This is a genomic window from Acidobacteriota bacterium, from assembly GCA_016195325.1.
In the GTDB taxonomy this organism is placed as follows: Bacteria; Acidobacteriota; Polarisedimenticolia; order JACPZX01; family JACPZX01; genus JACPZX01.
In genome coordinates this window covers 1-21,981 of record JACPZX010000033.1, presented here as the reverse complement: position 1 = coordinate 21,981, position 21,981 = coordinate 1, and the positions used below count along the sequence as shown (strand labels likewise).

Annotated in this window: 11 protein-coding genes and 2 pseudogenes; 4 read left to right on the top strand and 9 right to left on the bottom strand. The window is 64.8% G+C overall.

Going from position 1 to position 21,981, the window contains the following annotated elements; translation table 11 throughout:
* The first annotated feature begins 35 nt into the window (after window positions 1–35).
* Entirely contained in the window at window positions 36–3,926 is a 3,891-nt protein-coding gene (locus HY049_07980) for a S8 family serine peptidase (protein MBI3448835.1), read from the top strand.
* 58 nt (window positions 3,927–3,984) lie between these two features.
* Here HY049_07980 and HY049_07975 read toward each other — a convergent pair whose 3' ends face one another.
* Window positions 3,985–4,500: a DUF2247 family protein gene (locus HY049_07975; protein ID MBI3448834.1), complete on the bottom strand. Its 516-nt coding sequence runs from the start codon at window positions 4,498–4,500 to the stop codon at window positions 3,985–3,987.
* A complete protein-coding gene (locus HY049_07970) occupies window positions 4,497–10,154 on the bottom strand; it encodes a hypothetical protein (protein MBI3448833.1) in 5,658 nt (1,885 codons plus the stop codon). The genes HY049_07975 and HY049_07970 overlap by 4 nt, the downstream gene beginning before the upstream one ends.
* 411 nt (window positions 10,155–10,565) lie before the next feature.
* Between HY049_07970 and HY049_07965 the strand changes: the two genes are divergently transcribed.
* On the top strand, window positions 10,566–11,315 hold the full coding sequence (locus HY049_07965) for a tetratricopeptide repeat protein (GenBank protein ID MBI3448832.1): 750 nt from the start codon (window positions 10,566–10,568) through the stop codon (window positions 11,313–11,315).
* A gap of 49 nt (window positions 11,316–11,364) precedes the next feature.
* Here HY049_07965 and HY049_07960 read toward each other — a convergent pair whose 3' ends face one another.
* Window positions 11,365–11,898, bottom strand: a complete 534-nt coding sequence (locus HY049_07960; protein ID MBI3448831.1) for a hypothetical protein — start codon at window positions 11,896–11,898, stop codon at window positions 11,365–11,367.
* A 200-nt stretch (window positions 11,899–12,098) separates the two neighbouring features.
* Between HY049_07960 and HY049_07955 the strand changes: the two genes are divergently transcribed.
* Window positions 12,099–13,361: a sulfatase gene (locus tag HY049_07955; GenBank protein ID MBI3448830.1), complete on the top strand. Its 1,263-nt coding sequence runs from the start codon at window positions 12,099–12,101 to the stop codon at window positions 13,359–13,361.
* Window positions 13,362–13,379: 18 nt separating this feature from the next.
* Here HY049_07955 and HY049_07950 read toward each other — a convergent pair whose 3' ends face one another.
* Both HY049_07950 and HY049_07945 read right to left on the bottom strand, forming a co-directional pair.
* Window positions 13,380–15,482: a tetratricopeptide repeat protein gene (locus HY049_07950; protein MBI3448829.1), complete on the bottom strand. Its 2,103-nt coding sequence runs from the start codon at window positions 15,480–15,482 to the stop codon at window positions 13,380–13,382.
* An 89-nt stretch (window positions 15,483–15,571) separates the two neighbouring features.
* The gene (locus HY049_07945) at window positions 15,572–15,943 is read right to left on the bottom strand and encodes a sulfite exporter TauE/SafE family protein (GenBank protein ID MBI3448828.1); all 372 of its coding nucleotides are present in this window, start codon (window positions 15,941–15,943) and stop codon (window positions 15,572–15,574) included.
* A 46-nt stretch (window positions 15,944–15,989) separates the two neighbouring features.
* Between HY049_07945 and HY049_07940 the strand changes: the two genes are divergently transcribed.
* Window positions 15,990–16,808, top strand: coding sequence for a hypothetical protein (locus HY049_07940; protein MBI3448827.1), 819 nt, complete (start codon window positions 15,990–15,992; stop codon window positions 16,806–16,808).
* Window positions 16,809–16,829: 21 nt separating this feature from the next.
* Here HY049_07940 and HY049_07935 read toward each other — a convergent pair whose 3' ends face one another.
* From HY049_07935 to HY049_07920, 4 genes and pseudogenes are all read right to left on the bottom strand, one after another.
* A complete protein-coding gene (locus tag HY049_07935; GenBank protein ID MBI3448826.1) occupies window positions 16,830–17,387 on the bottom strand; it encodes a class I SAM-dependent methyltransferase in 558 nt (185 codons plus the stop codon).
* A 279-nt stretch (window positions 17,388–17,666) separates the two neighbouring features.
* Complete coding sequence (locus HY049_07930) at window positions 17,667–18,200, bottom strand: hypothetical protein (protein MBI3448825.1); 534 nt, start codon at window positions 18,198–18,200, stop codon at window positions 17,667–17,669.
* A 650-nt stretch (window positions 18,201–18,850) separates the two neighbouring features.
* A pseudogene (locus tag HY049_07925) lies at window positions 18,851–19,249 on the bottom strand (vitamin B12-dependent ribonucleotide reductase).
* A gap of 390 nt (window positions 19,250–19,639) precedes the next feature.
* A pseudogene (locus tag HY049_07920) lies at window positions 19,640–21,981 on the bottom strand (adenosylcobalamin-dependent ribonucleoside-diphosphate reductase).

Genomic DNA, 21,981 nt, shown 5'->3' with positions numbered 1-21,981 from the left:
GGGGGATGATGACGCGTCGTATGAGAGCCGTCGGCTTGACCGTGGCGTTGCTCGCGCCGCTACTCGCGCTCGCGCCGCTGGACGCCGGCGACAGTCGAAACGAACGCAAGACTCCTCGCCTTCGCCCGCACGCATCCGATCGGATTCTCGTTCGCTTCCGGGACAAGACTCCAGACCTCAGCGTCGCGCATTCGACGGATTCGCGCCGATTCAAGCGGATCAGGAAATACTCCCGATTCGGAAATCTGCACCTCCTAGAGCTTCCGAACGACGTTCAAGTCGACGTGGCGATCGAATCGCTCCACAGGGATCCGACGGTTTTGTATGCGGAGCCCGACTACAACGTTCACGCGCACGGTGTCCCGGACGACCCTCTGTTTCTGTCGCAGTGGGGATTGCTCAACGCCGGGGTGGCCGGCAACACAGCGGGGCCTGGAATCAGCGGTCCGCATGCGTGGGACATCTCGACCGGTTCACGCTCGGTCGTCATCGGCGTCCTCGACACGGGCGTCGATTTTACGCACCCCGATCTTGCCGCGAACGTCTGGAACAACCCCGGTGATTGCAACGGAAACGCGCAGGACGATGACGACGACGGCTACGCGGACGACTGCCACGGCATCGATGTCGTGAACCACGATTCCGATCCGAAGGACGACAACGGCCACGGGACCCACGTGTCAGGGACCATCGCGGCAGTTGGAGACAATGGCATCGGCGTCACGGGAACGGCCTGGCGTGCCTCGTTGGTTGGCTGCAAGTTCCTGGATTCACAGGGTGAAGGCTCCGTCTCCGGCGCGGTGCAGTGCCTCGACTACCTCGCCCGCCTGAAGGATCTTGGCGTCGACATCGTGGCCACGAACAACAGCTGGGGAGGCGCGGGCTACTCCCAGGCGCTCCATGACGCCGTAGCCGCGCACCTTCAGCGCGGAATTCTCTTTGTCGCCTCCGCCGGGAACGATGCGGACGACCTCGACGCCTATGCGACCTACCCAGCGAGTTACTCACTCTCGAACGTCATCGCCGTCGCCGCGACCGATGACAAGAATCAAGTGGCTCCGTTCTCGAACGAAGGACGCTCGTCGGTCCACCTCGGGGCTCCGGGGGTCGACGTCCTGAGCACGTGGCCGGGGGAAACCTACGAGTTGCAGAGCGGCACATCCATGGCGGCGCCGCACGTGACCGGCGTGGCGGCTCTGCTGAAATCGGCCGATCCAACTCGTGACTGGCGGGCCATCCGCAACCTGATCCTGGCTGGCGGCGATGACCGGAGCTCCCTGTCCGGAACGATCACCGGCAAGCGGCTCAGCGCCTTCGGATCTCTCACCTGCTCGAACAAGGTCGTCATCGCGCGTCTCTCGCCCGCAGGTCGGGCGTTGAGAGCATCCGTGGGCGCGCCCGTCCTCCTGTCGGTCCTGCACATCGATTGCTCGGAGCCGGCCGGGGCCGTGGAAGTGTCGGTCGAACCCGGCGGCCCGCAGATTCTCCTCAACGATGACGGGCTCGACGGCGACGCGGTGCCCGGCGACGGCGTGTACTCTGCCACGTGGACGCCGACGACGGTTGGTGACTCGACCTTGGTCTTCCCGGGAGACGATCGGACGTCGATCCGGGTGGACGCAGGAGCCGCCCCGCAGCTCTTCAGTCAGGTCACGTTCCTCCCAGGAGTCTCAGGATCGTCCCTGCAGGCCGTGGCGATCGGGGACATGAACTCGGACGGGCTGAACGACGTCGTCGTGACGACCGACCGGAGCAGCGACCCCGCCCTTTCACACAGCGTTCAGGTATTCCTCCAGAATCACTCTGGTACGCTGGATGCTCCCATCAGGTACGAGGTCGAGGATCCCCTCTCGTTCTATGACGTGGTGTCCGTGGCTCTGGGCGACCTCAACGGAGACGGCCGGACCGATGCGGCGATCGCCTCCTACGGCGCCGCTCAAAGTTTCGCCGGGGTGTTCCTGCAAGATCCCAATGGAGCTCTCCAGCCGCTCGTGAAATGGCCCACACCAGATTGCTGGCGCGTCGCGATTGGAGACCTCAACGGTGACGGCCGGGCCGACCTGATTGCGGGCGCAGTCCACGACGACAACGTGGTCCTCACGCCATTCATCCAGGACAGCTCGGGTGCGCTGCAGCAGGAAGCGCCGATCGAGTTTGCCCTAGCCTACACCCCCATTTTCGTCGACCTGGCCGTCGCCGACGTGACCGGCGACGGTCTCGATGACATCGTCGCCCTGACTACGAACTCGGGGCCGCGTTCCAGCGAGTCCCGCCGTCTCGCGGTCCTGCGGCAGAAGCCCGGCGGTGGATTCGACTCTCCGGAGAAGTTCGGATACGGGCCGAGGACTGCTTTTCTCAGGGCCATGGCCGTGGGAGATCTGAACGGTGACGGCCTGATCGACGTCGCCGTCATCCATGGCGGGAACAGGGGCATCAACAATCCGTATGTTTCAATCTTCTATCAGGACGGCCTTGGCTCGTTCGCGCCGTCCGTGGAATACCCCGCCTACGAGATTCCGGGCTCCTCGGCGATCGCCGACCTCGATGGCGACGGGCGAGCCGACCTCATCACCGCGCATGTCGGCTCGGGTGGCGTGAGCGTCTACTTTGGCGCCGACAACGCGGCCCTCTTTCCGTTCGTGGTGAATCGGGTGTGGGACACCGGCGCGTACAACCCACACGCGCTCGGCGTCGGCGACCTGAATGACGACGGTCAACCGGACATGGTCGTCGCCGGCTCCGGCGGAACGCTGCAGGTGCTCTACACGCAGCCGCCTGCTCCTCAGGACCAGAGCGGCTTGTTCGTCGGAATCGATGGAGCCGGTCATGGTTACGTCGACAGCGAGCCTGCCGGCGTCTCATGTCGCTCGACGTGCTCGGTTTCATTCCCCTACGGCACCCAAATCACGCTGCACGCTCACGCCGACCCCGGCTCACGGTTCAATGGGTGGCAGTTCGACTGCCGCTCGATACTCCCCGACGGGAGCTGCTCGTTCCGTCTGTTTCGGGGTGAATCCGTCTGGGCGAGCTTCGTGCCAGAGACGGCGCATTCCAGCCTCTCGGTGAATCTCTCCGGGCTGGGTCGCGGAAGGGTGTCGAGTGTTCCGACCGGCATCTCCTGCCCGCCGCTCTGTTCGGTGGACTACTTCGGAAGGACCGCCGTTGCTCTCGCCGCTTCGCCCGAGCCGGGATCGTCGTTCGATGGCTGGTCCGGGGCATGCGTAGGTACGGGTCTCTGCGCTCTCAGCGTCGACGCGCCGCAAACGGTGGGAGTACGATTCATCCGGGCGATTGTACCAACCACGCCTCAGAACGGGACTGTATTCTACGCCGACGACGATCCGCCTCAGTTCGAATGGTCGCCCGGTCAATCCGAACGGTTCAAAGTAACTTGGACGAAGCCCGCGGCGTCCGAGAAACCCGGAGGGGCGATCAGGACCACTTGGTTGGCTGGCACGGCCTTCATGCCCGGCCCTCGAACGTGGATGGAGATTCTCGGTCTGGCAAGACATTCGGGCTCTGTCTCGTGGTCGGTCGAGGGGCGGGGCTTGTCAGGCGAGAAACAGATGGCAGCTACTACGATCATTCATCTCGCTCCAGCCAAAACGGCCGCGGTTACAAGCCCGGCCGACGGTCAAGCCCTTTCGCTGCAGGATCCGCCCCCGACTCTTACCTGGGAACCGAATCACAACTCGTCCTACCGGATCGTCTTCTCGTCGCAGCCGGACCTCAAGGGCACGGTGGTGGCATCAGGCGCGGGATTCTCACTCCGCGGAACCACGTGGGCGATGCCGCTCGGACTCTGGAAGAAGATCGCGAAGCAGAACTTTCCGTCGGGAATGGGGACGGTCTACTATTCCCTTTTCGCCCGAGACGCGATCGGACGGACGACCCAAAGCACCGTCCGAAAGCTCTCGCTTCAGTAGGGTTTCGACCCCAAGCGTGTCCGACATCTAATCGACTGAACGAGCCTCTTTCTTGACGCTACAAAGCAGCTCGATCTCTGGCAAGTTCCGATCGCCGTCTTTCCACGTACCGTCTCCAACGTTCGAGCAACCCCTGTTCTCCGACAGGTCGTTCCCCTACCGCGGGCATGTATCTGATCAACTCCTGCATCTCCGCTGGATGACCGAGATCACAGTAGACTCTCTCAACCTCGGCTAGGGGATCTTCCAGCAAGATCTGGCTCTCGAGGAGCCACGCCAACAACAGGTATGTCCACAGGGCTCGAACTGCCTCCTCCGAGACGGCCTGCGCCGCTGCCGCACTTGGCAACAGGTGCTCTGTCTTCCACATCTCGTCGGGAAGCAGACTCGCAATCTCGACCTCTCGATCATCGAGTCGAGAGCCCTTTCCCCACCACCACGCGAGCGCATCGACAACGTCGTGGGCGTTGATCCATCCATGAGAAAGGCCAAACGCCAACTCTGAGGCTCGCATAGGGAATTGATTCTTTAGGAAGAGCAAGGGAATCTGTGTCATCTGACGTTTCTCGATCATGGAACGTTGGGAATCCCGTTTATCGTACCGCCTTCCACGAACACCTGGTGCTCCAACCCATTGGGTCCTACAAGCCATTCTACACGACCTCCAATTCCGTTCACCTCTGCCGGCAATTGTACTAGCGTTCTCGCAACGCCGTCCTCACCGACGATGTCGAACACTGTACCTTGCTCTGCGATCTCATCAACGAGGAACGTTGGGGCTCGATGAAATGCATCGGTCTTCGCGAGCAATTGCTCCGCGACCTCTGCCTCACGAATACGTGCCGCAGTGCCTGCGGCCTCTAGAGCTACCTTGCCCTCCTGGGCTCCCAGCCTTCCCAACAGGTTCAAGCCTTTGGAGCCCCTTCCAAACGTCACGGCGTTTACCCAAAACGAGAGCGTAACGTCTACGATCGCGTCGACGGCCGGCTGGTGGGGGGTCACCTTGTAATAGGTGCATGACGGGGGCTGGCAGTCTGGGTCGCTCAACCCTTCGATTAGGGCGGGATAGACTTGCGGTGAATTCCACCCATACATCAGGGCGTTGCTAATCGCATAACTCATGTATAAACCAGCGGCACGTCTCTGGATGTTGAGCACTTGTCCTACAAATCGCCTAAGTGAAAACAATCCATATGGATCGGTGTGCGACATCGGACTGTTGCTCACGTAGGAATACTCGTTCCACGCTTGCGTATCTGCCGGACGCGTTGCCTTCCATGGATCTGGCGACAGGAACCGTCCAATGTCGGGGCTGTAGTATCTAGCGAGCATGTAGTAGAGCCCCGATTCGGCATCCCTCTCGTGACCCGTAAAGCTCTTCGACAGATCTGTCCCGCTGAGATCTGGCATTTCCTTGCCGAAGGGGAAGTAGTTCTCACGCATAACGAGTTGGCCGTTCAAGTCAGTCATCGCCCTCACAGAGCCCAGGTGGTCAGTGTGGACGTAGTAGATCACCCAATCCTGCGCACCACCGGTCCCGATGTATCGACTCTCCGACGGAACTCCCTCAGGTAGACCATCGATCGAAAGAGCGCCTATTCCAGGCATGCAATGCGGGTCGCAACCTCCGGAGCCTCCACCGCTTCCCGGAGGAGCGTTGGGATCGTGAGTCGTTACCCACACTTCCCCTGAGTAGCTCGATGGATTCCCCGCCGTGTCCATTGCCTTGAGCTTGAAGTAGTAGGTTCCTCCAGGAGCCAGTCCGGTCTTCTCGTAGGAGAGCGCGCTGATGGGGATCGAATTGATCTTCTGGAATGCGCCTCCAGAATCCGTCGATGTCGCACTGATGTAAAGGTCGTACCCGGCGATATCCTGCTCGGAGTTTGCGCTCCAACTCAGATTCGCCCCACCATCTTCTGGCTGTCCGGTGAGGCCTGTCGGAGCCGAAGGCTGTGTCATGTCACCAGCGGTGATCAGTCGCGGCGTAGAGTACCGGCTCTCGGCCCCTGCGGTATCAATTGCGGTTATCACGTAGTAGGCGGGGAGACCCACACCGGAAGAGACAAGGGGTTGGTTGTCATCGAACGATGTCGCGTGAATGGTCCCGGACGTATCGTTGAGCCTCTGGTAGCCTGAGCCAGATGCGGTCGAACGATACACGTTGTAACCAAACAGGTCCGGCTCGGTGTTGCTGGTCCACGCAAGATGAACCGTCGAAGCCGTTGCGGTTGAGGTGATCCCGGCGGGCTCCAGCGGTTGCACATTCTGAACGACGGCCACGAGGTCCGCGCCAGCGTACAGATAGTCCTTGCTCCACTGGGGTGGCAGGGTGGAGTCAGAAGGCCTGGCGTATTCAGTGAGAAGCCGCCCGCCGTGGTCACGAAGGTAGTAGGTCTTCCGGTGAGCGAGCTGATCCTCTTTTTGGATCCGCAGACCGTGGGCATCGTACACGTACGTTCCCGTCATCTGCGCGCCTCGCATGGCGCTCGCGAGACGTCCGCGGCGGTCCCAACCGTACGTCATGTCCTCTTCATTCGTGAGGTTGCCGGTCAGGTAGGTGACCTCAGGATCCGTGCTCATCGAGTTGATGTGATTTGTGGCGGGATCGACAGTGAAGGTCTTGTAGCTCGGCGTCAGCTCAGGCTGATCGACTCGCGTCATGTTGCCCAGCGGGTCATATCCATAGTGCCTGGAGAACACCGTTGCGCCATACCCATTTCCAGTCAGCGCTGCATCCACAAGTCTGCCGGCGAGATCGTGTGTATAGGTATCCGTCGCGACCCCATTCTTCAATGTCTGGTGCAGGTTGCCGACGCCATCGTACAAGTACTGCCCTGTGTCAAAGTATGAGGCGCCGCCGGCTTGGACCTTGATTCGTCCCGGTCTCCCCATGCTATCTGGCTCGAACGTTGTCGCGACCCAGTTCCCGGCTGTCATGGACACCAAGGCTCCGGAAGGTGACCAGAACAGATTGTTCAACACGGGCGCCCGGGTGGGGGAGTCGACCGACTTCAGTCTTCCGTGTGTAAACGTGTTCTTAGTCCTTGTAACGACCCGCGTGGCCCCAGTCTCCGCAGGATAAGTCACGTTCTGGACCCGCCCGAGAGCATCCCAGTCGTACGTCGTCGAAATCTTCGTGTTGGGATCCCACTCGGCCAAGTACAGATTCTCCATCTTCAGGCGTCCGTTGAGCCCTGAGTAGTTATAGGTTCGCTTGAGGATCGCCGGCGAGGACTCGTTCTTACCGGTACACGACTCGGGATAGGAGTACTCCGTCGTCAAGTGGCCGTACGACTTGCCAAACAGGACGGGGCCATACTGGTCGTACACCCGCTGGTTCAGCAACCCAGAGTTAGGATCGGCGCAAACGAGCCGCGTTTGAAGTAGTCTACCTGCTGAGTCGTAAGTGTGTGACACTTGAGTGCTGTCGCTCTGTCGAAGCTCCATTAGCACGTGACCCAGCACATCGTACTTGAGGTACTGATGTTCCCCGGTCTCCGGTTCAACAACGTCTATGAGACGCCCCAGCGCATCGTAGGTGCGCCTCCTCGACTGGTATGCCACCCCGTTCGGATCCATCATGGCCACACGCGTCAGCCGATCGCTTTCGTCATAGGAATAGACGGTCGACGCCGCTGGAGGGGGCGGAGTGACCCGAGCCAATCTCCCCAATGCGTCATCCTCATAGAGAGTCTCGGCGACTTGATTCGGATCTCCGTTCACCCCAGCGGTTGACACTCTCTCTGTCAGCCCAGTGTGGCTGTAATTCGTCACTGCCCCGTCGGCTTGGACCACGCGAACAGCCCTTCCGAATGGATCTGGGGGAGCGGTGGAGCCAGGTATCGAATAGAAGACGCTTGTTACCGGAGCGGCGTTCGCGTCTCCGACTGAGAACCATTTGGAACTGACTGAGACTCGTTCTTCTGGGCCCAGGTATGCAACTGTTCTCCTCAGCGTCGCGCCGTCTTGATCCGGCCGTTCCTCCGCTACGAATCGACCCAGTGAGTCGAAGACTGCGCTGTTGTAGATGTAGTCCACGCCGCCTGGATCGCCGCGACTCGTAAACGTCTGCAGTCCGGATGCATACGACAAGGACGTCGCGAGTTCCGGGCCAGGTGGGGCAACTCTGGTCACTCGGCCCATTTTGTCGTAACTAACCACCGTCGCTGCTCCATTTAGGTCCCTCGACACGGCTACGAGTCCCGTATTGACATCTCTGTCGACGTCGAGACTCTTCCACGGCATCCCCACGGACTGCGCGCTGACGACGTGGCCCTGGCTGTACGCGTACACTTGCGTCCGAACGGAAGCGGGGTCGCCAGGATCTTCCACCGTTACGGAGTTTGGGTCACCGGTGCCCGAGTTGTAGGTGATGCTTGTCTTGACGTCTCCGGTAGCCGAGTCGAGACCTGGAGCAATTTGATCTCGTTTCCACTGCAGCCGCCCGTCGTCGGAGAAGCTGAGCTCCGTTTCATTCGTCAACATCCAAGTCGGGTCGGCCAGGTCGCCCGCTCCTGGAGGAAGGGGCGTTACCAGCGCGGTTGAGCTCCACACGTACGTCTTTTTCGTCGTGAACGTGTTCCACACCCAGTTCGCCCGCCTCACAGTCCCTGCGGAGGGAACAGAGTAGTCTGACGTGTACCCCCTGACCGGACCGGCATTGGACTCGGTAAGGGAATTGCAATACGGTCCCACCCACTCGCTACACCAAATTCCCACCGTAGTGTTGGCATCGTCTACATAGGTAATCGTCTGGGAGGACAACGTGACAAGGTCTCCGAACAACGGATCGTTCGGAGGCCCAAAGATGCCGTTAGCGAAGGTTCTCGTCGGAACGCGTTGCAGATGCCTTACGATCTCTCCATCTGCCACCGAGCCGTGGTAGAAGTCTACGCTGTAGAGCCAACCAGGCGGGTAACCCCAGTGCGGATCGAAGAGATTGCCACCCAATCCGTAGAAGTCATACCGCGTCGCATTTCCATAGGGGTCCATAACGTCCGTTCGAACCGGATGGTTGAAGTCTGTGTTGCCCACGTGAGCCGTCCGGGAATACGTCCAGGTGTACGAGGGACCCTCGGTGGATTGAACAGTCTTGATCGAGAGCTGTTGGTGGGCTCTTGAATTCCCGGTGAAGACATCGTAGTCATAATAGATCGCCGGCGTTGTCGTGGAAGTGCCGCTACCCAGTTTCAGCACGACCTTTCTGACAGGACCGTCCGGTGAGGGGATTCCGAAGAAGAAGTTTGGATCTTCATACGCGAAGGAGAGTGCGTAGTTCGGATCAGGCATAGACAGACTCGTGAGCATCAGTTCGTTGGCCTCGATTGGAACTGCTGAGGCCGGGAATCGAATGTGGTCGGCAACTTGGTAGCCGAATGAGAACGCCGCTTGCTGTCCTGCTCCAAACGCAGGGACGGTCACCGACTGAGTGTACCCGCCGGGAATCGAGAACTGCCCCACACTACCAGAGTTGGAGAAATTGATGACGCGGTGTTCGCTATCCTCGATCTTGAGGATACAGGCTTCGAAGCTTGGATCGTAGGTGACTGTGACCGTATTGACGCTTGGATTCACTGGCGAGTGGATCGTGGTGGTATACCAGCCGTGCCAGTTTGGTAGGTATGAGCTGCCCACGGTCACTTCATGAGCAAGTTCATACCGTGTTCCATCTGGCGTCCACAGTGTCCAGCCGTCCGCCGGGTTAAGCGCCGGCTGGGCACGAATAAACGTCGAATCCTGCGAGTAGTAGTACACCAGGTCAATCCCGCTTCCCCGCTTTAGCTCATGAGGCGTCCCTGCAGGGTCTTCATAGAACCAAGTCTTGTGACCGCCGGTATCAAGAATGTCGTAGATGCGTCCCATGTGAAGTCGAAACCCTACACCGACCGAGGACTTGCTCCCGACACGCATGTCGGCATCGGGCGCATACCAATTCCAGACCGAGCTGTTGTAGGCGAGCTTGAGTTCGTACTGAAATCCGGAGCCGATGCGAGCGGAGAAGAGGACTTGTTCAAAATGGAGATTACCGTTCAACAGATCGACGGTGTCGAACCCCTGGACGCTGAATTCGTGATTGGCGGGTAAGCCAGTATCGTCGTACATCTCCTGGGCACCCTGCGCCGGGCCACCGCCTATGGTGAGGAAAAGCGCGAGAGCTAGCCCAACTGGAAGACTTGCGGTTGTCTGCCTGGAACCGGTTCGATCGTGAATGCGGGGCAGGGAGAGCATCGTGAAGTCCTCCGTCTGAAGCACTTCTCCGGCTGCTATTCTGATTTTCCGAGGCGTGGCGTGGGCGTCGGCGCCCCGTGGCAGGATGTCGCGCCCTTTATACGCCTACTGCGTCGCGCCTGTCAACAAATATTCGATCTGCAGGGAGCACCGGACTCCATGAAGAGAGAAATTGTCCGGAACCGGACATTCTACTTGCTCTGGACGGTTATCCTGGCCGGCGCGATCGGCTCGTTCGTCCCAGCCGCCGCGACTCCCCGAGGCCCTTTACCACGATCCACGGTCTCCTGGGTGGAGCGCCGGGGCGAATCCTCCGACCTCGCCGAGGCGGCCCTCCGCCTCGCACCCGACGCACCCAACCGACGAGACCGACGAGAAACTCTACGCCGAATCGACGAGCTTGCGGGACGAGTGACAGTCGCGCTCCCGCGCGACGCGACGCCGCGCCAGATGATCGACGCCATCAATGAAGAGCTCTTCGCGAAGGCAGCCTTCCACGGCACGATGTCCCTCGCGGACCCCAACAGCCTCTCCATCCCCCAGCTTCTCAAGGACAAACGAGGCACCTGCGTCACCCTCGTCATCCTCTACCTGGCCATCGCAGAACGCCTCGGCCTCGAGGTCCACGCCGCCGCGACGCCGGTCCACCTCTTCGTCAGGTACGAGGGGCCCGAGGGGATCATCAACATCGAGACGCTGGAGCAAGGACGAACCGTCGAGGACGCCGAGTACCGCCGGCGCCACAAGATCGCGGACTCCTCGATCGACCGCGGCCTCTTCATGCGCCCGCTCCCGAGGCGCGCCGTCATCGCCCACTTCCTCAGCAACCGAGGCGCCATCGCCTCACGCGAGGGACGCAGAGAGGACGCCCTCGAGGATTTCGACGCCGCGCTGGAACTCTACCCCGATCTCGAGGCCGCCTACTACAACCGAGGCCTCGAGCACCTGAAAGCCGGCGACCTCGAGGAGGCGAAGGCCGACCTCACCAAGGCCATCGAGCTCCACCCCCTCGACGCCCAGGCGTTCAACAACCGGGGACTCTCGAACCTCAAGCTCGGAAATCCGGAGGCCGCGCGCAGGGACTTCGAGGAGGCCATGCGCATCGATCCGGGCCAGAAAGAGGCGCGGGAAAACTTGAAGTTGCTCGGCGCCGGCCATTGATCTGGGCGCCGTGTCAGCCGAACTTCCTTCGCCCGCAAGCACGAGGCGGTCAGGCCGTGGCCAGGTCGCGTCCCCAGCCGATGTACTTGCGAGCCGCGCGGACAGCCGTCGCTCGCGTCGAGTGACCGGCAAGCGCTTCGGCAATTCTGTCGGAGACTCTGACGCGCGAAGCCACGACCAGCCTGACAACCGGGTCATGGGTGATGAGCAGCCGACCGAACGACGTGAAGCACTCACCCGTGAGCCGGCGGACTTTCTCGTCGTGGCGTCTGATGTCGTCGAAGAGCGTGACCTTCTGCTCCACGGTCTTTCCCAGCTCGGCCGCGGTCGTCACGAGCGCACTGAACTTCATGCTGCCGGCGTTCCTGATGGAGAGGTTGGCGAGGCCCATGACGAAGCCGTAGGTATCGGACGCCTGGTCGATCAGGCCCTCCACGGCGTACAGCTGCAGAGTGTCCCTGATCGCGTGAAACCGGTACGCCTGCATCTTGAGTCGAGCACTCTTCCACTGCCCTCGCAGCATCATTCTCTGAATCGTGAGCAACCCGGCCACGAGCACCAGACTAAGACTCAGAGCCTGCATGTCAGTGCCTCCCGTTTGCCCCCTCGATCGGACTCCGAAATATACCCGACACGAGCGTGCCCCATCCACGGAGCGTTGATCTGCACCGCCCACGGCGGTAGTGACGCGCCCGGATCTGGGCCGCCCTCGCCGCGGCCGCCACCGCCGCGTGCGGCGCCCAGGCCCCTCGACCCGCCGCCCCCGCCGCGACCACCCCGAGCGTGATCTTCATCACCGTGGACACACTGCGCGCCGACAGACTCGGCTCCTACGGCTCGACGGCGACGAAGACCCCGCGACTCGACGCCCTCGGCCGAGAGAGCGTCGTCTTCCGTCGCGCCTACGCGACGCTGCCGCGCACGGCCCCCGCCCTCTCGTCGCTCATGACCGGGCACTACCCCTCCACCCACGGCGTGCGGCGCAACGGAGCCGTCCTCGTCGACTCCGAGGTGACGCTCGCCGAAAGGCTCCGGGGCGCCGGCTACACGACGGCGGCGTTCGTCAGCAACAAGGTGATGAACTCGAAGCACGGCCTCGAGCAGGGGTTCTCCCTCTTCGACGAGAACCTCCCCGACCCGGTGATCACGCGCCACGAGTCGGAACGGGTCGCGACGAAGCTCGTCGACGCGGCGCTCGCCTGGGCCGATCGGCCGCACGCGAAGCCCATCTTCCTCTGGGTGCACTTCATCGATCCCCACGGCCCGTACACCCCCCCCGGCTTCGAGTCGAAGAATCCTCCCGCCGCGCGCACGCTCCGGGTCTCGGAGTCGAACTTCGACGTTGACGCCATCCCCGCCTACCAGGCGCTGCCCGGAAGGATCGACCCCGACGAGTACGTCGGGCGCTACAACGGCGAGGTGGACTACACCGACGCGCAGGTGGGGCGCCTCCTCGACGGGTTGCGCGCACGAGGGCTAACCGACGGCGCGTACGTCCTTTTTTCGGCCGACCACGGCGAGTCGCTCGGGGATCACCATCGCTGGTTCCAGCACGGGAGCAGCCTCTTCGAGCCGCAGATGCAGATCCCCCTGATGATCCGCGGACCGAACGTGGCGCCTCACGAGGAGAGCGTGGCGGTCAGCTCGGTGGACGTCGTCCCGACCTTTCTCGAGCTGCTCTCTCTCCCGATGCCGGCGGACCTCCAGGGGATGAGCCTGAGGGCCCTTCTCGCCGGGGGCGAGGGGGGCGCCGCGGCGGCCGCGTCCATCCGGGAGAGGCTCCTCTTCACCGAGCTGTGGGACAAGCGCGGGGTCATCTCGGGGAACTGGAAGCTGATCTGGAAGATCGGGGAGAGCGCCGCGGAGCTCTACGACGTCGCGGCGGATCCCGAGGAGATGAACGACGTGTCTCTCGCGCACGCCGACGTCGTGAAGCCGATGCTCGCCGCGATCACCCGCTTCTCCCGCGAGAACACGAAGGACGAGTCCCCTCTCGACGACGAGGAGACCCGGAAGACCCTGAAGGCGCTCGGTTACGTCAACTAGCGCGGGCGCGCCGTCCCGTCACCAGGCCGCGGTCGCCCCCCGCCCCGACGCCTCGTCGGCGAAGGCGCGGAACGGCTCATCGGGCGTCTTGAAGTAGCCGAGGAAGATCCCGAACCGCTTCCGCGAGCTCTCGACGTCGTCGAGCCAGACGCCCACCTCGCCGCCGAGCGAGTAGATGAAGGGGACGAGGAGAGCCGTTCGCGTGTTCCACAGGAGCGCGTCGGGCCGCCTCGCCTCGCTCCACGTCTCGATGCGTCCCTCGATCTTCGTGACGATCTCCCGGGTCTTCTTCCACTGCGACGTCACGCCGTAGGCCTGCCCGAGGGCGTACAGGTCGGCGACGCTCCCGCGCGACTCCACCGCCCGGTTCAGGACCTCGAAGACCTTGTCGGTGTCGGCGTCCTTGAGCGCGATGGCCGCGTCGACGTCGTCGAGAGCCGCCGCGTCGTATCCGGGCATGGCCGACGCCGCGGCGATCTTCTCGCGCAGCGCCCGCGCCTCAGGGAAGCGCCCCTCGCGGACGCGCAGCAGCGCCTCCATTCGGAAAAGAATCCACGGCCGCGCCTTCCGATCCCCGGCGGGCATCACGTCCCGCAGTTTGTTGAACGATTCGCGCGCGGCGTCGAGCCACTTCTGCTTCTGGAGCTCGCCGCCGAAGGCGAGCTCGGACTGCAGATCGTACAGCGTCTGGAGCACGATGACCCGGACCGGCGCCGGCGCCGAGGCCGCGTCGTACAGCGACTCCTTCTTGTCGAGGGACTCGATGGCCTTCGAGACGGCCCCCTTGAGGAGGGAGACGACCTGCGACCTCACGATGGGCGGGGGATCGTCGAAGGTGTAGGCGCCTCCCCACACGGGGGCGTCGCCCGGGTGGTATCCCTGCGCCCACGCCTCCAGGGACTTCGCCGCGCCGTCGAGATCTCGGGCGCGCACGAAGGCCTCGGCGAGATCCATCTGGGCGCGATCGTGCGCGGGCCACGCGGCGACCACCCTCCTCAGGAGTTCCTGCGCCTCGGCGGCGTCGCCGAGACCGAGGGCCGCCATCCCCGCCTCGTGGAGAATCGCGGGGTCGTTCGGCCGATGGATCCGCACGATGTCGAGCGGCGCGACCGCGCGGTAGTGCTCCCCCTGGAGGTTCAGGGACAGCGCCGTGGCCAGGCTCTCCCACGGAGCTCCCGGCAGATCCCGTTTCAGCCGGGGGGCGAGGGCGTCGAGCTCCGCGGGCTGCCCCGCGGCCGCCGCGGCGATGATCTCGGCGCGCGCGCGCGCCGTGAGCGTGAGCCTCCTCCCCCTGGCCGCCGTCGATGCGAGCGCCGCCGCCTCGGTCGCGCGCCCCTGCGCGAAGCGGATCCACGCGAGGTCGACCCGCGCCAGGTCGAACGCCGAATCCGAGGCGAGCGCCGCGGTGAGCGCCGACTCGGCCGCCGGGACGTCGCCGTGGTTCCACGCGGTCTCCGCGCGCGCCCAGGCGGCGTTCGCCTCGGGGAGCTTCGACGCGCACGCGCCGAGCGGTGCCGAGGCGATCCTGTCCGCCTTCGCCGCGGCGCCGGCCGCCGGGAGCGCGAAGGCCCGGCGCCACCCGTCGCGCGCCGACGAGACCGCCTTCACGACGGCGTCGACGAGGCCCGCCGCGTTCGCCGCGGTGGCCGACACCGTCCCATCCTTTCCCGCGACGAGATCGATCCACCTGAGGGAGAGCGTCGTCTTCCCGGCCGACGACGCGACCGACGGGAAAACGAGAATCCGGACCGAGCCGTCCCCGATGAGCGCCTTCGCGTCATCCGCGCCGGCGAGCTTCGCGGCGGCGGCCAGAGGGGGGATCGGTCCGCCCCCGAGCCCCAGCGATTCGGTCGTGTCGGGGGAGAGATCGTGGGCGAGCGAGGCGGTCTCGCGCCCCTCGGCGGAGATCGCCTCGGCGATCCACGTCGGGAGCGACGAGACCATCAGCCCGACCGCGTCGGCCCCCGCCGGAGAGCCTTCGGGCAGGGGGGCGACGAGGATGCGCGAGGGGGCGTCCGCCGCCGCCGCGGCCAGAGACGCCGTGAAGACCGCCGCGAAGAGCGCGATCGCGACACTGCCGGATCCGGAATTTCCGACCGATTGGTGAGCCCGCCGCGCCATCCGCACCCCCTGGAAACGCCGTAGCCTTGGAGAAAGAGCATCATAGGTACTACACGGGACGACCCCCCGCAAACGCGCGTCGAGGCGCGTCACCCCCGCGACGGGGCGGTGAGCCAGAGCTGCGCGGCGACCGCCACGAGGAGCAGGGCGAACCCCCGGCGCAGGAAGATCTCGGGGACGTTCTGCGCGAGATCGGCGGTGACGTAGGCGAGCGGGATCGCGCCGATGGCGAGGGCGATCGCGACCACGGGGTCGGCGTTCCCCCCGCGAAAGTACCGGAAGCCCACCGCCATTACCGTGGGGAGGATCATGAAGGCCGATGTCCCCTGCGCGAGCTTCTGCGGAAAGGCGCAGGTCATCACGAGGAGCGGGATCGCGACGATGCCCCCTCCGATTCCGAAGAATCCGCTGAACGTCCCCGCGAGCGCCCCGATCACCACGTATCCCAGGAATCTCAGCATCCCGCTCCCAGCCTCCCCTCCTTGAATCTGCGCGGCGGCGCGGATAGTGTCACGCCGGTCCGCGGGAGGATATCGCATTCTCACAACGCTCCTCTTCGTCCTGGCCGCCGGGGCACCCTCGTCGGGGTCGGCCGCGCCGATCGCCTTCGTCTACCGCTACGCCCCGGGCGACTCGGTCGTGCAGACCACGCGGCAGTCGCAGAGCTTCGTGAGCGAGGCGCGCCCCGATCTGTCGGGAGGGGCGACGACCCAGGCGCGCAGCGAGGCGAAGGTCGTCGACGTCGACGCCGCGGGGAGCGCGATCCTCGACGAGGTGGCGATCGGCGAGGGCGATGCCGCGGATCCCGACGCCGAGCCCAGGCGCGACCACCGCCGGTTCCGCACGACGCGGCTGGGAGAGATCGTCTGGGTCGACATCGTCTCCGGCGAGCCGTCGGCGCTCCGCGGAGGGGCGCTCTTCGTCAATCGTCCCGTCCGCCCCGGCGACACGTGGCGCACGCGGATGAAGGGCTCGGGGGGAGGGCCGGCGTACGCCATCGACCTCGACGTCCGGTTCGACTCGACGTCGGGAGAGGGCTGGGAGCGCACCGCACTCTTCAAGCTGTCGGGTGCGATGGACGCGAAGGCCGTGACGTCGATGCTGGGTGAAGCGGGGGTGGCCCAGGGGCTCCGGGGGAAGGCGTGCCAGGTCAGCGGCGCGATCGTCTTCCGGATTCTCGCGGGCCTGGAGGCGACGTCGCGCCTCGATCTCGAGTGCGACCTCGAGCTTCTCGGCGACGCGGGGCCGCCCACCCCGGCGTCGCTGCACATCTCGTACGAGACGACGAACGAGGGGCCTATCCGAACGAAGTTCGAGGCGCCGTGAGATACGAGGGAAAGGGGAAGGTCACGCCTCCTTCGACACGTACATCCCGCTCTGGCCATTCGTCTCCGTACCGTGCTCGAAATGATCGAGAATGAACCCGAACTGTCTCAGCAACGCCTCGAAGAAGCCTCGCTCGTACCGGACGCAGTGAAGCGGCCCTTTCCACTGCTGTCTGTAGTTGTCCGGGTTGACGACGACCTGCGGGACTCCCTCTTCGACGAAGCCGGTCAGGAATATCCTGCCCGTCGGGGTGAGCAGCCGGCGCATCTCCCCCAGGTAGATGCGAACCTCGGGTTCCGTCATGTGCGAAAAAACGGAGTAGAGGTAGATGATGTCGAACTCGCCGTCGGGAAACGGGAGGGAGATTCCGGAGTCGAGGGCCCGACCGTTCGGATTGTACCTGCTGTTCAGCACGTCGACCTTGACGAAGCGGAACTCGGGGCGGACTCTGGTGATGTAGCGTTGGCACCATCGGATCGACCTGAGATTGACGTCGAGTCCGCGGTAGGCTTTCAGTTCCAGTCCTCGCCTCATGAGTCCGATGGCGAGCCGGCCGGGACCGCACCCGATGTCGAGCACTCGACTCGATGACGTCAGTCCGCAGCGACTCTCGAGACGATCGGCTTCGCCCTCAGCCGAGTCGAGCCACTTCCGATCGCCCTTGAACTGATTCCCGCACGGTCGGATTTCCTTCGGCGGGAGCGAGACTCCGTCGTAACGGACATGGTCCCTCCCGAAAAGAGAGGCCAACCCGTTCATGATGTCGCCCGCCAGGCCCTTCTTCAAACGCACCCCCCGGTCCAGCCACCATGCGACGGAATGCCCCGCGTCAAGGTTGAGCGAAGCCTGGCGGCGGCGTCACGCCGTGGGGCGGGCCGCCTCCTCGCGCGGGATCTCGATCGTCACGCGGTCGCCCGTGATGCTGTACTCGTAGACGAAGCCGAAGGCGAACCCCAGCCGCACGGCGAGCCGCTCCGTCACGAGCGCGTACTCGGACGGGACCATGAGGATGAAAGGATGCCGCGTCTCCGCGGCGCGCCGCAGGCGCAGCCACGCGGCGTCCGAGGCGAGCGTGGTCGGCGTCTCGACCTCGAGGATCCACGCCACGCCCGTGTCGGTGCCGTCGAGCGCCACCAGATCGGTGTAGAGCCCCTCGGCGATGCCGTAGATCTTCCGGTCGCGGGTGTTCGCGACGAGCCTCCACGCCCCCGCCTGGAACTGCCGCGCCGCCTCACGGAGGACGGCGTCGTGCAGGTGGCGCTCGTCGGTGGGGATCTCGGGCTCCCGGCCCGCGGCCGTTCTGGCGATCATCGGATCCATGGCGTTGTCCTCCCCCTCCCCACCCGTCAGGAGCAGCCGCTGGTCGCGCCGCAGGAGATGCACTTCAGGCACGTGCCGTTCCGCACCATCGTGAACTGCCCGCACTCCGTGCACGCGTCCCCCTCGTATCCCTTGAGCCTCGCCTGCCGCCGCATCTGGTCCGACTCCTCGGCCGGCTTGTAGGCGCGCGCCGGCGAGAGGGTCGACTCGGGGTGGACCTCGCGCATGTTGCCGTTCGTGTGGATGACGGGCGGACGGGGCTTCGGCTTCTCAAACCCGGACGAGATCGCCGCGCCGATGATCGGGGCCGGAGTCTCCGGGACCGAGCCCGTTCCCGTCTCCTGCATCGAGCCCGCGGCGAGGGCCGGGGTCGCGACGGCATGCGGCGCCGGGCCGATCGGCTCGGGGGCGTCGGGGTCGAGCCGCTCGGGGCTCGCCCCCTGGGAGCCCATCGCCTTGATGGACGGCATCGGCAGGACGACCTCGACGGGGACGTCCGCGGAGCGCGGCGGAGGCGGCGCGGCGAAGACCACGGGGCCCGGATCGCCGTGGACGCTCGTGAGGGCGGGCGGCCTGTAGTTCGGGGTCAGGTGGCGCGAGCGCGGCGTCTCGTGATGAGGTTTCTGCTCGGCGTCGAGATCCCGCTCGATGACCTCCTCCTCGGTGTAGTCGGGGACTTCGTGCGCCGAGCCCATCGCATCGCCGCGGAGATCGTCGTTCGTCACCTGCGCCAGGTCGTTGCGATCGAGGTAGGCGACCGCCAGCTCGCGGAAGACGTAGTCGATGACCGACGTGGCCATCCGGATGTGCGGGTTGCCGGTGACCATGCCGTTCGGCTCGAAGCGCGTGAAGACGAAGGCGTCGACGAACTCCTCGAGCGGCACCCCGTGCTGCATCCCCAGGGAGACGGCGATCGCGAAGCAGTTCATCAGCGACCGGAAGGCCGCACCCTCCTTGTGCATGTCCAGGAAGATCTCGCCGAGCGTCCCGTCCTCGTACTCGCCCGTGCGGAGGTACACCTTGTGGCCGCCGATGATCGCCTTCTGCGTGTACCCGCTGCGGCGATACGGGAGCTTCCGGCGCTTCGCGATGTAGCGGGTGATGATGCGCTCGGCGATGCGGACCGCTTCGTGCTGGCCGTGCGGCTCCGCGTGGCTCCCGTTCGTGCCCGGGCCGGCGGCCGCGATCGGCTCGATGGCCGGCGCGCTCGGGGCGGCGTACGCGGGGTCGGCCTGGGCCGGCTCCGCGCCCGCGACGTCGGCGGCGCGGCTTCGCAACGTGCCGTCGGGATCCGCCGGTTCCGCGTTCCGCCCGGACGCCGCGGCGGCGACCTCCTCGATCCCCGGAGCGTGATGCTTCGAGTGCCCGTTGCCGGCCGCCTTGAACGCGGCCTCGAGCGACACCTCGCTCTCGATCTGCGGCGGCACGTTGAGGACGTCCGCGGCGATCGCCGCGGAGGCGGCGATCGGCTCCTCGAGCGGCTCGGACTCGGGAGCGTCGAGGCCGGAGAGGAGGTCGGCGGCCGACGTGCTGAGAGGCTGGCTGAGCTTGCTCCCGTCGCGGTAGAGGGCCGTGGCCTTGACCATGAAGCGCCACGACGTCAGGTACGCGTCGCGGATCTCCTCGACCGTGGCGTTGTTCGGCATGTTGATCGTCTTGCTGATGGCGCCCGAGATGAACGGCTGGGCGACGCCCATCATCCGGAGGTGCGCGCTGTAAGGGATGAACCGGCGGCCATAGCGGCCGCAGCGGTTCGCGCAGTCGAAGACGCTCAGATGCGCGTCGGTGAGGTGCGGCGCCCCCTCGAGCGTCATGCGGCCGCAGATCCAGTCGTTCGCCTCGTCGATCTGGCTCTTCGTGAAACCGATCGCCTCGAGGATGCTGAAGGAGTAGGAGGAGAGATCGTCGTCGCTGAAACCGAGGACGTCGCGGCAGAACTCCTCGCCCAGCGTGAACCTGTTGAAGACGAAGCCGATCTCGAAGGCCGAGCCGAGCGCCTCGTCCACGCGGTCGAGCGCCTCGGGGGTGAAGCCCTTCCCGGCCAGCGACGTCCGGTTCACGTGCGGCGCCCCCTCGAGCTTCCCGGTGCCGGCGCCGTACTCGACGATCTCCTGGCGCTGGCGCTCGTTGTAGCCGAGGCGCTTGAGGGCGGCCGGAACCGACGAGTTGATGATCTTGAAGTAGCCGCCGCCCGCCAGCTTCTTGAACTTCACGAGCGCGAAATCGGGCTCGATGCCCGTGGTGTCGCAGTCCATCAGGAGCCCGATCGTGCCGGTCGGCGCGATGACCGTCGCCTGCGCGTTGCGGAACCCGTAGCGTTCGCCGAGGAGGAGCGCGCGATCCCAGTCCTCCCGCGCCGCGCGCAGGAGGTAGTCGGGGCAGTGCTGCGGGTTGATCCCCATGGGCGCGATCGTGAGACCTTCGTAATCGGTCGGGGCGGCGTTGTACGCGGCGCGCCGGTGGTTCCGGATGACCTTCAGCATGTGGGACTTGTTCCGCTGGTAGCCGGGGAACGGGCCCAGCTCCGCCGCCATCTCGGCCGACGTGGCGTACGAGTGGCCCGTGAGGACCGCCGTGAGGGCGCCGCAGATGCCGCGGGCCTTGTCCGAGTCGTAGGCGATCCCCGAGAGCATCAACAGCGTGCCGAGGTTCGCGTAGCCGAGGCCGAGCGTGCGGAACTTCCACGAGAGGTCGGCGATGCGGCGCGACGGGAACTGCGCCATGAGGACGGAGATCTCGAGGACGACCGTCCAGAGGCGGATGGCGTGCCGGTAACCCTCGACGTCGAAGCGCCCCGTCTTCGGGTCGTGAAAGCGCACGAGGTTCAGCGACGCGAGGTTGCACGCGGTGTCGTCGAGGAACATGTACTCGCTGCACGGGTTGCTCGCGTTGATGCGCCCGTCCTCGGGGCAGGTGTGCCACTCGTTGATCGTGGTGTCGAACTGGATTCCGGGATCGGCGCAGGCCCACGCGGCGTAGCAGATCTGATCCCAGAGATCGCGCGCGCGGACGGTGCGGTGGAGCTTTCCGTCGGTGCGCCGCGTGAGGTTCCAGGGGGAGTCCTTCTCGACCGCGTCCATGAACGCGTTGGGAAGCCGGATGGAGTTGTTCGAGTTCTGTCCCGAGACGGTCATGTAGGCGTGCGAGTCCCAGTTCGTGTCGTACTCGTCGAACCGGAGCGACGTGTATCCCTGCTTCGCGAGCTGGACGACCCTGAGGACGTAGTTGTCTGAGATGCCGAGGGCGCGCGCCTGGCGGATGGCGCGACGGAGCGCGGCGTTGTGCTGAGGCTCGAAGCGCTGCCCGTTCAGCCCCGCCTCGACCCCCTCGTGGCAGGCCCTGAGAATGGCGTTGAGGTGCTTGTTGCAAAGGCGCGATCCGGCGACGAGGGAGGCGACCTTCTGCTCCTCGATCACTTTCCAGTTGATGTACTCCTCGATGTCCGGGTGATCGACGTTCAGCACGACCATCTTGGCCGCGCGGCGCGTCGTGCCCCCCGACTTGATCGACCCGGCCGCGCGATCGCCAATCTTGAGGAACGACATCAACCCCGACGATCGCCCGCCGCCCGAGAGCGACTCCCCCTCGCCGCGGAGCGCCGAGAAATTCGTGCCGGTCCCCGAGCCGTACTTGAAGAGTCGGGCCTCGCGGGTCCACAGGTCCATGATCCCGCCCTCGTTGACGAGATCGTCGCCGACCGACTGGATGAAGCACGCGTGGGGCTGCGGCCGCTCGTAGGCGCTGTCGGACTGGCGGACGTCGCCCATGATCGGATCGACGTAGAAATGACCCTGAGGCGGCCCCTCGATCCCGTACGCCCAGTTGAGGCCCGTGTTGAACCACTGCGGCGAGT

Coding starts and splice junctions, on each gene's coding strand:
- HY049_07960 (MBI3448831.1), bottom strand. CDS start 11,898: ATGCAGGCTCTGAGTCTTAGTCTGGTGCTCGTGGCCGGGTTGCTCACG.
- HY049_07970 (MBI3448833.1), bottom strand. CDS start 10,154: ATGCTCTCCCTGCCCCGCATTCACGATCGAACCGGTTCCAGGCAGACA.
- HY049_07975 (MBI3448834.1), bottom strand. CDS start 4,500: ATGATCGAGAAACGTCAGATGACACAGATTCCCTTGCTCTTCCTAAAG.
- HY049_07950 (MBI3448829.1), bottom strand. CDS start 15,482: ATGGCGCGGCGGGCTCACCAATCGGTCGGAAATTCCGGATCCGGCAGT.
- HY049_07945 (MBI3448828.1), bottom strand. CDS start 15,943: ATGCTGAGATTCCTGGGATACGTGGTGATCGGGGCGCTCGCGGGGACG.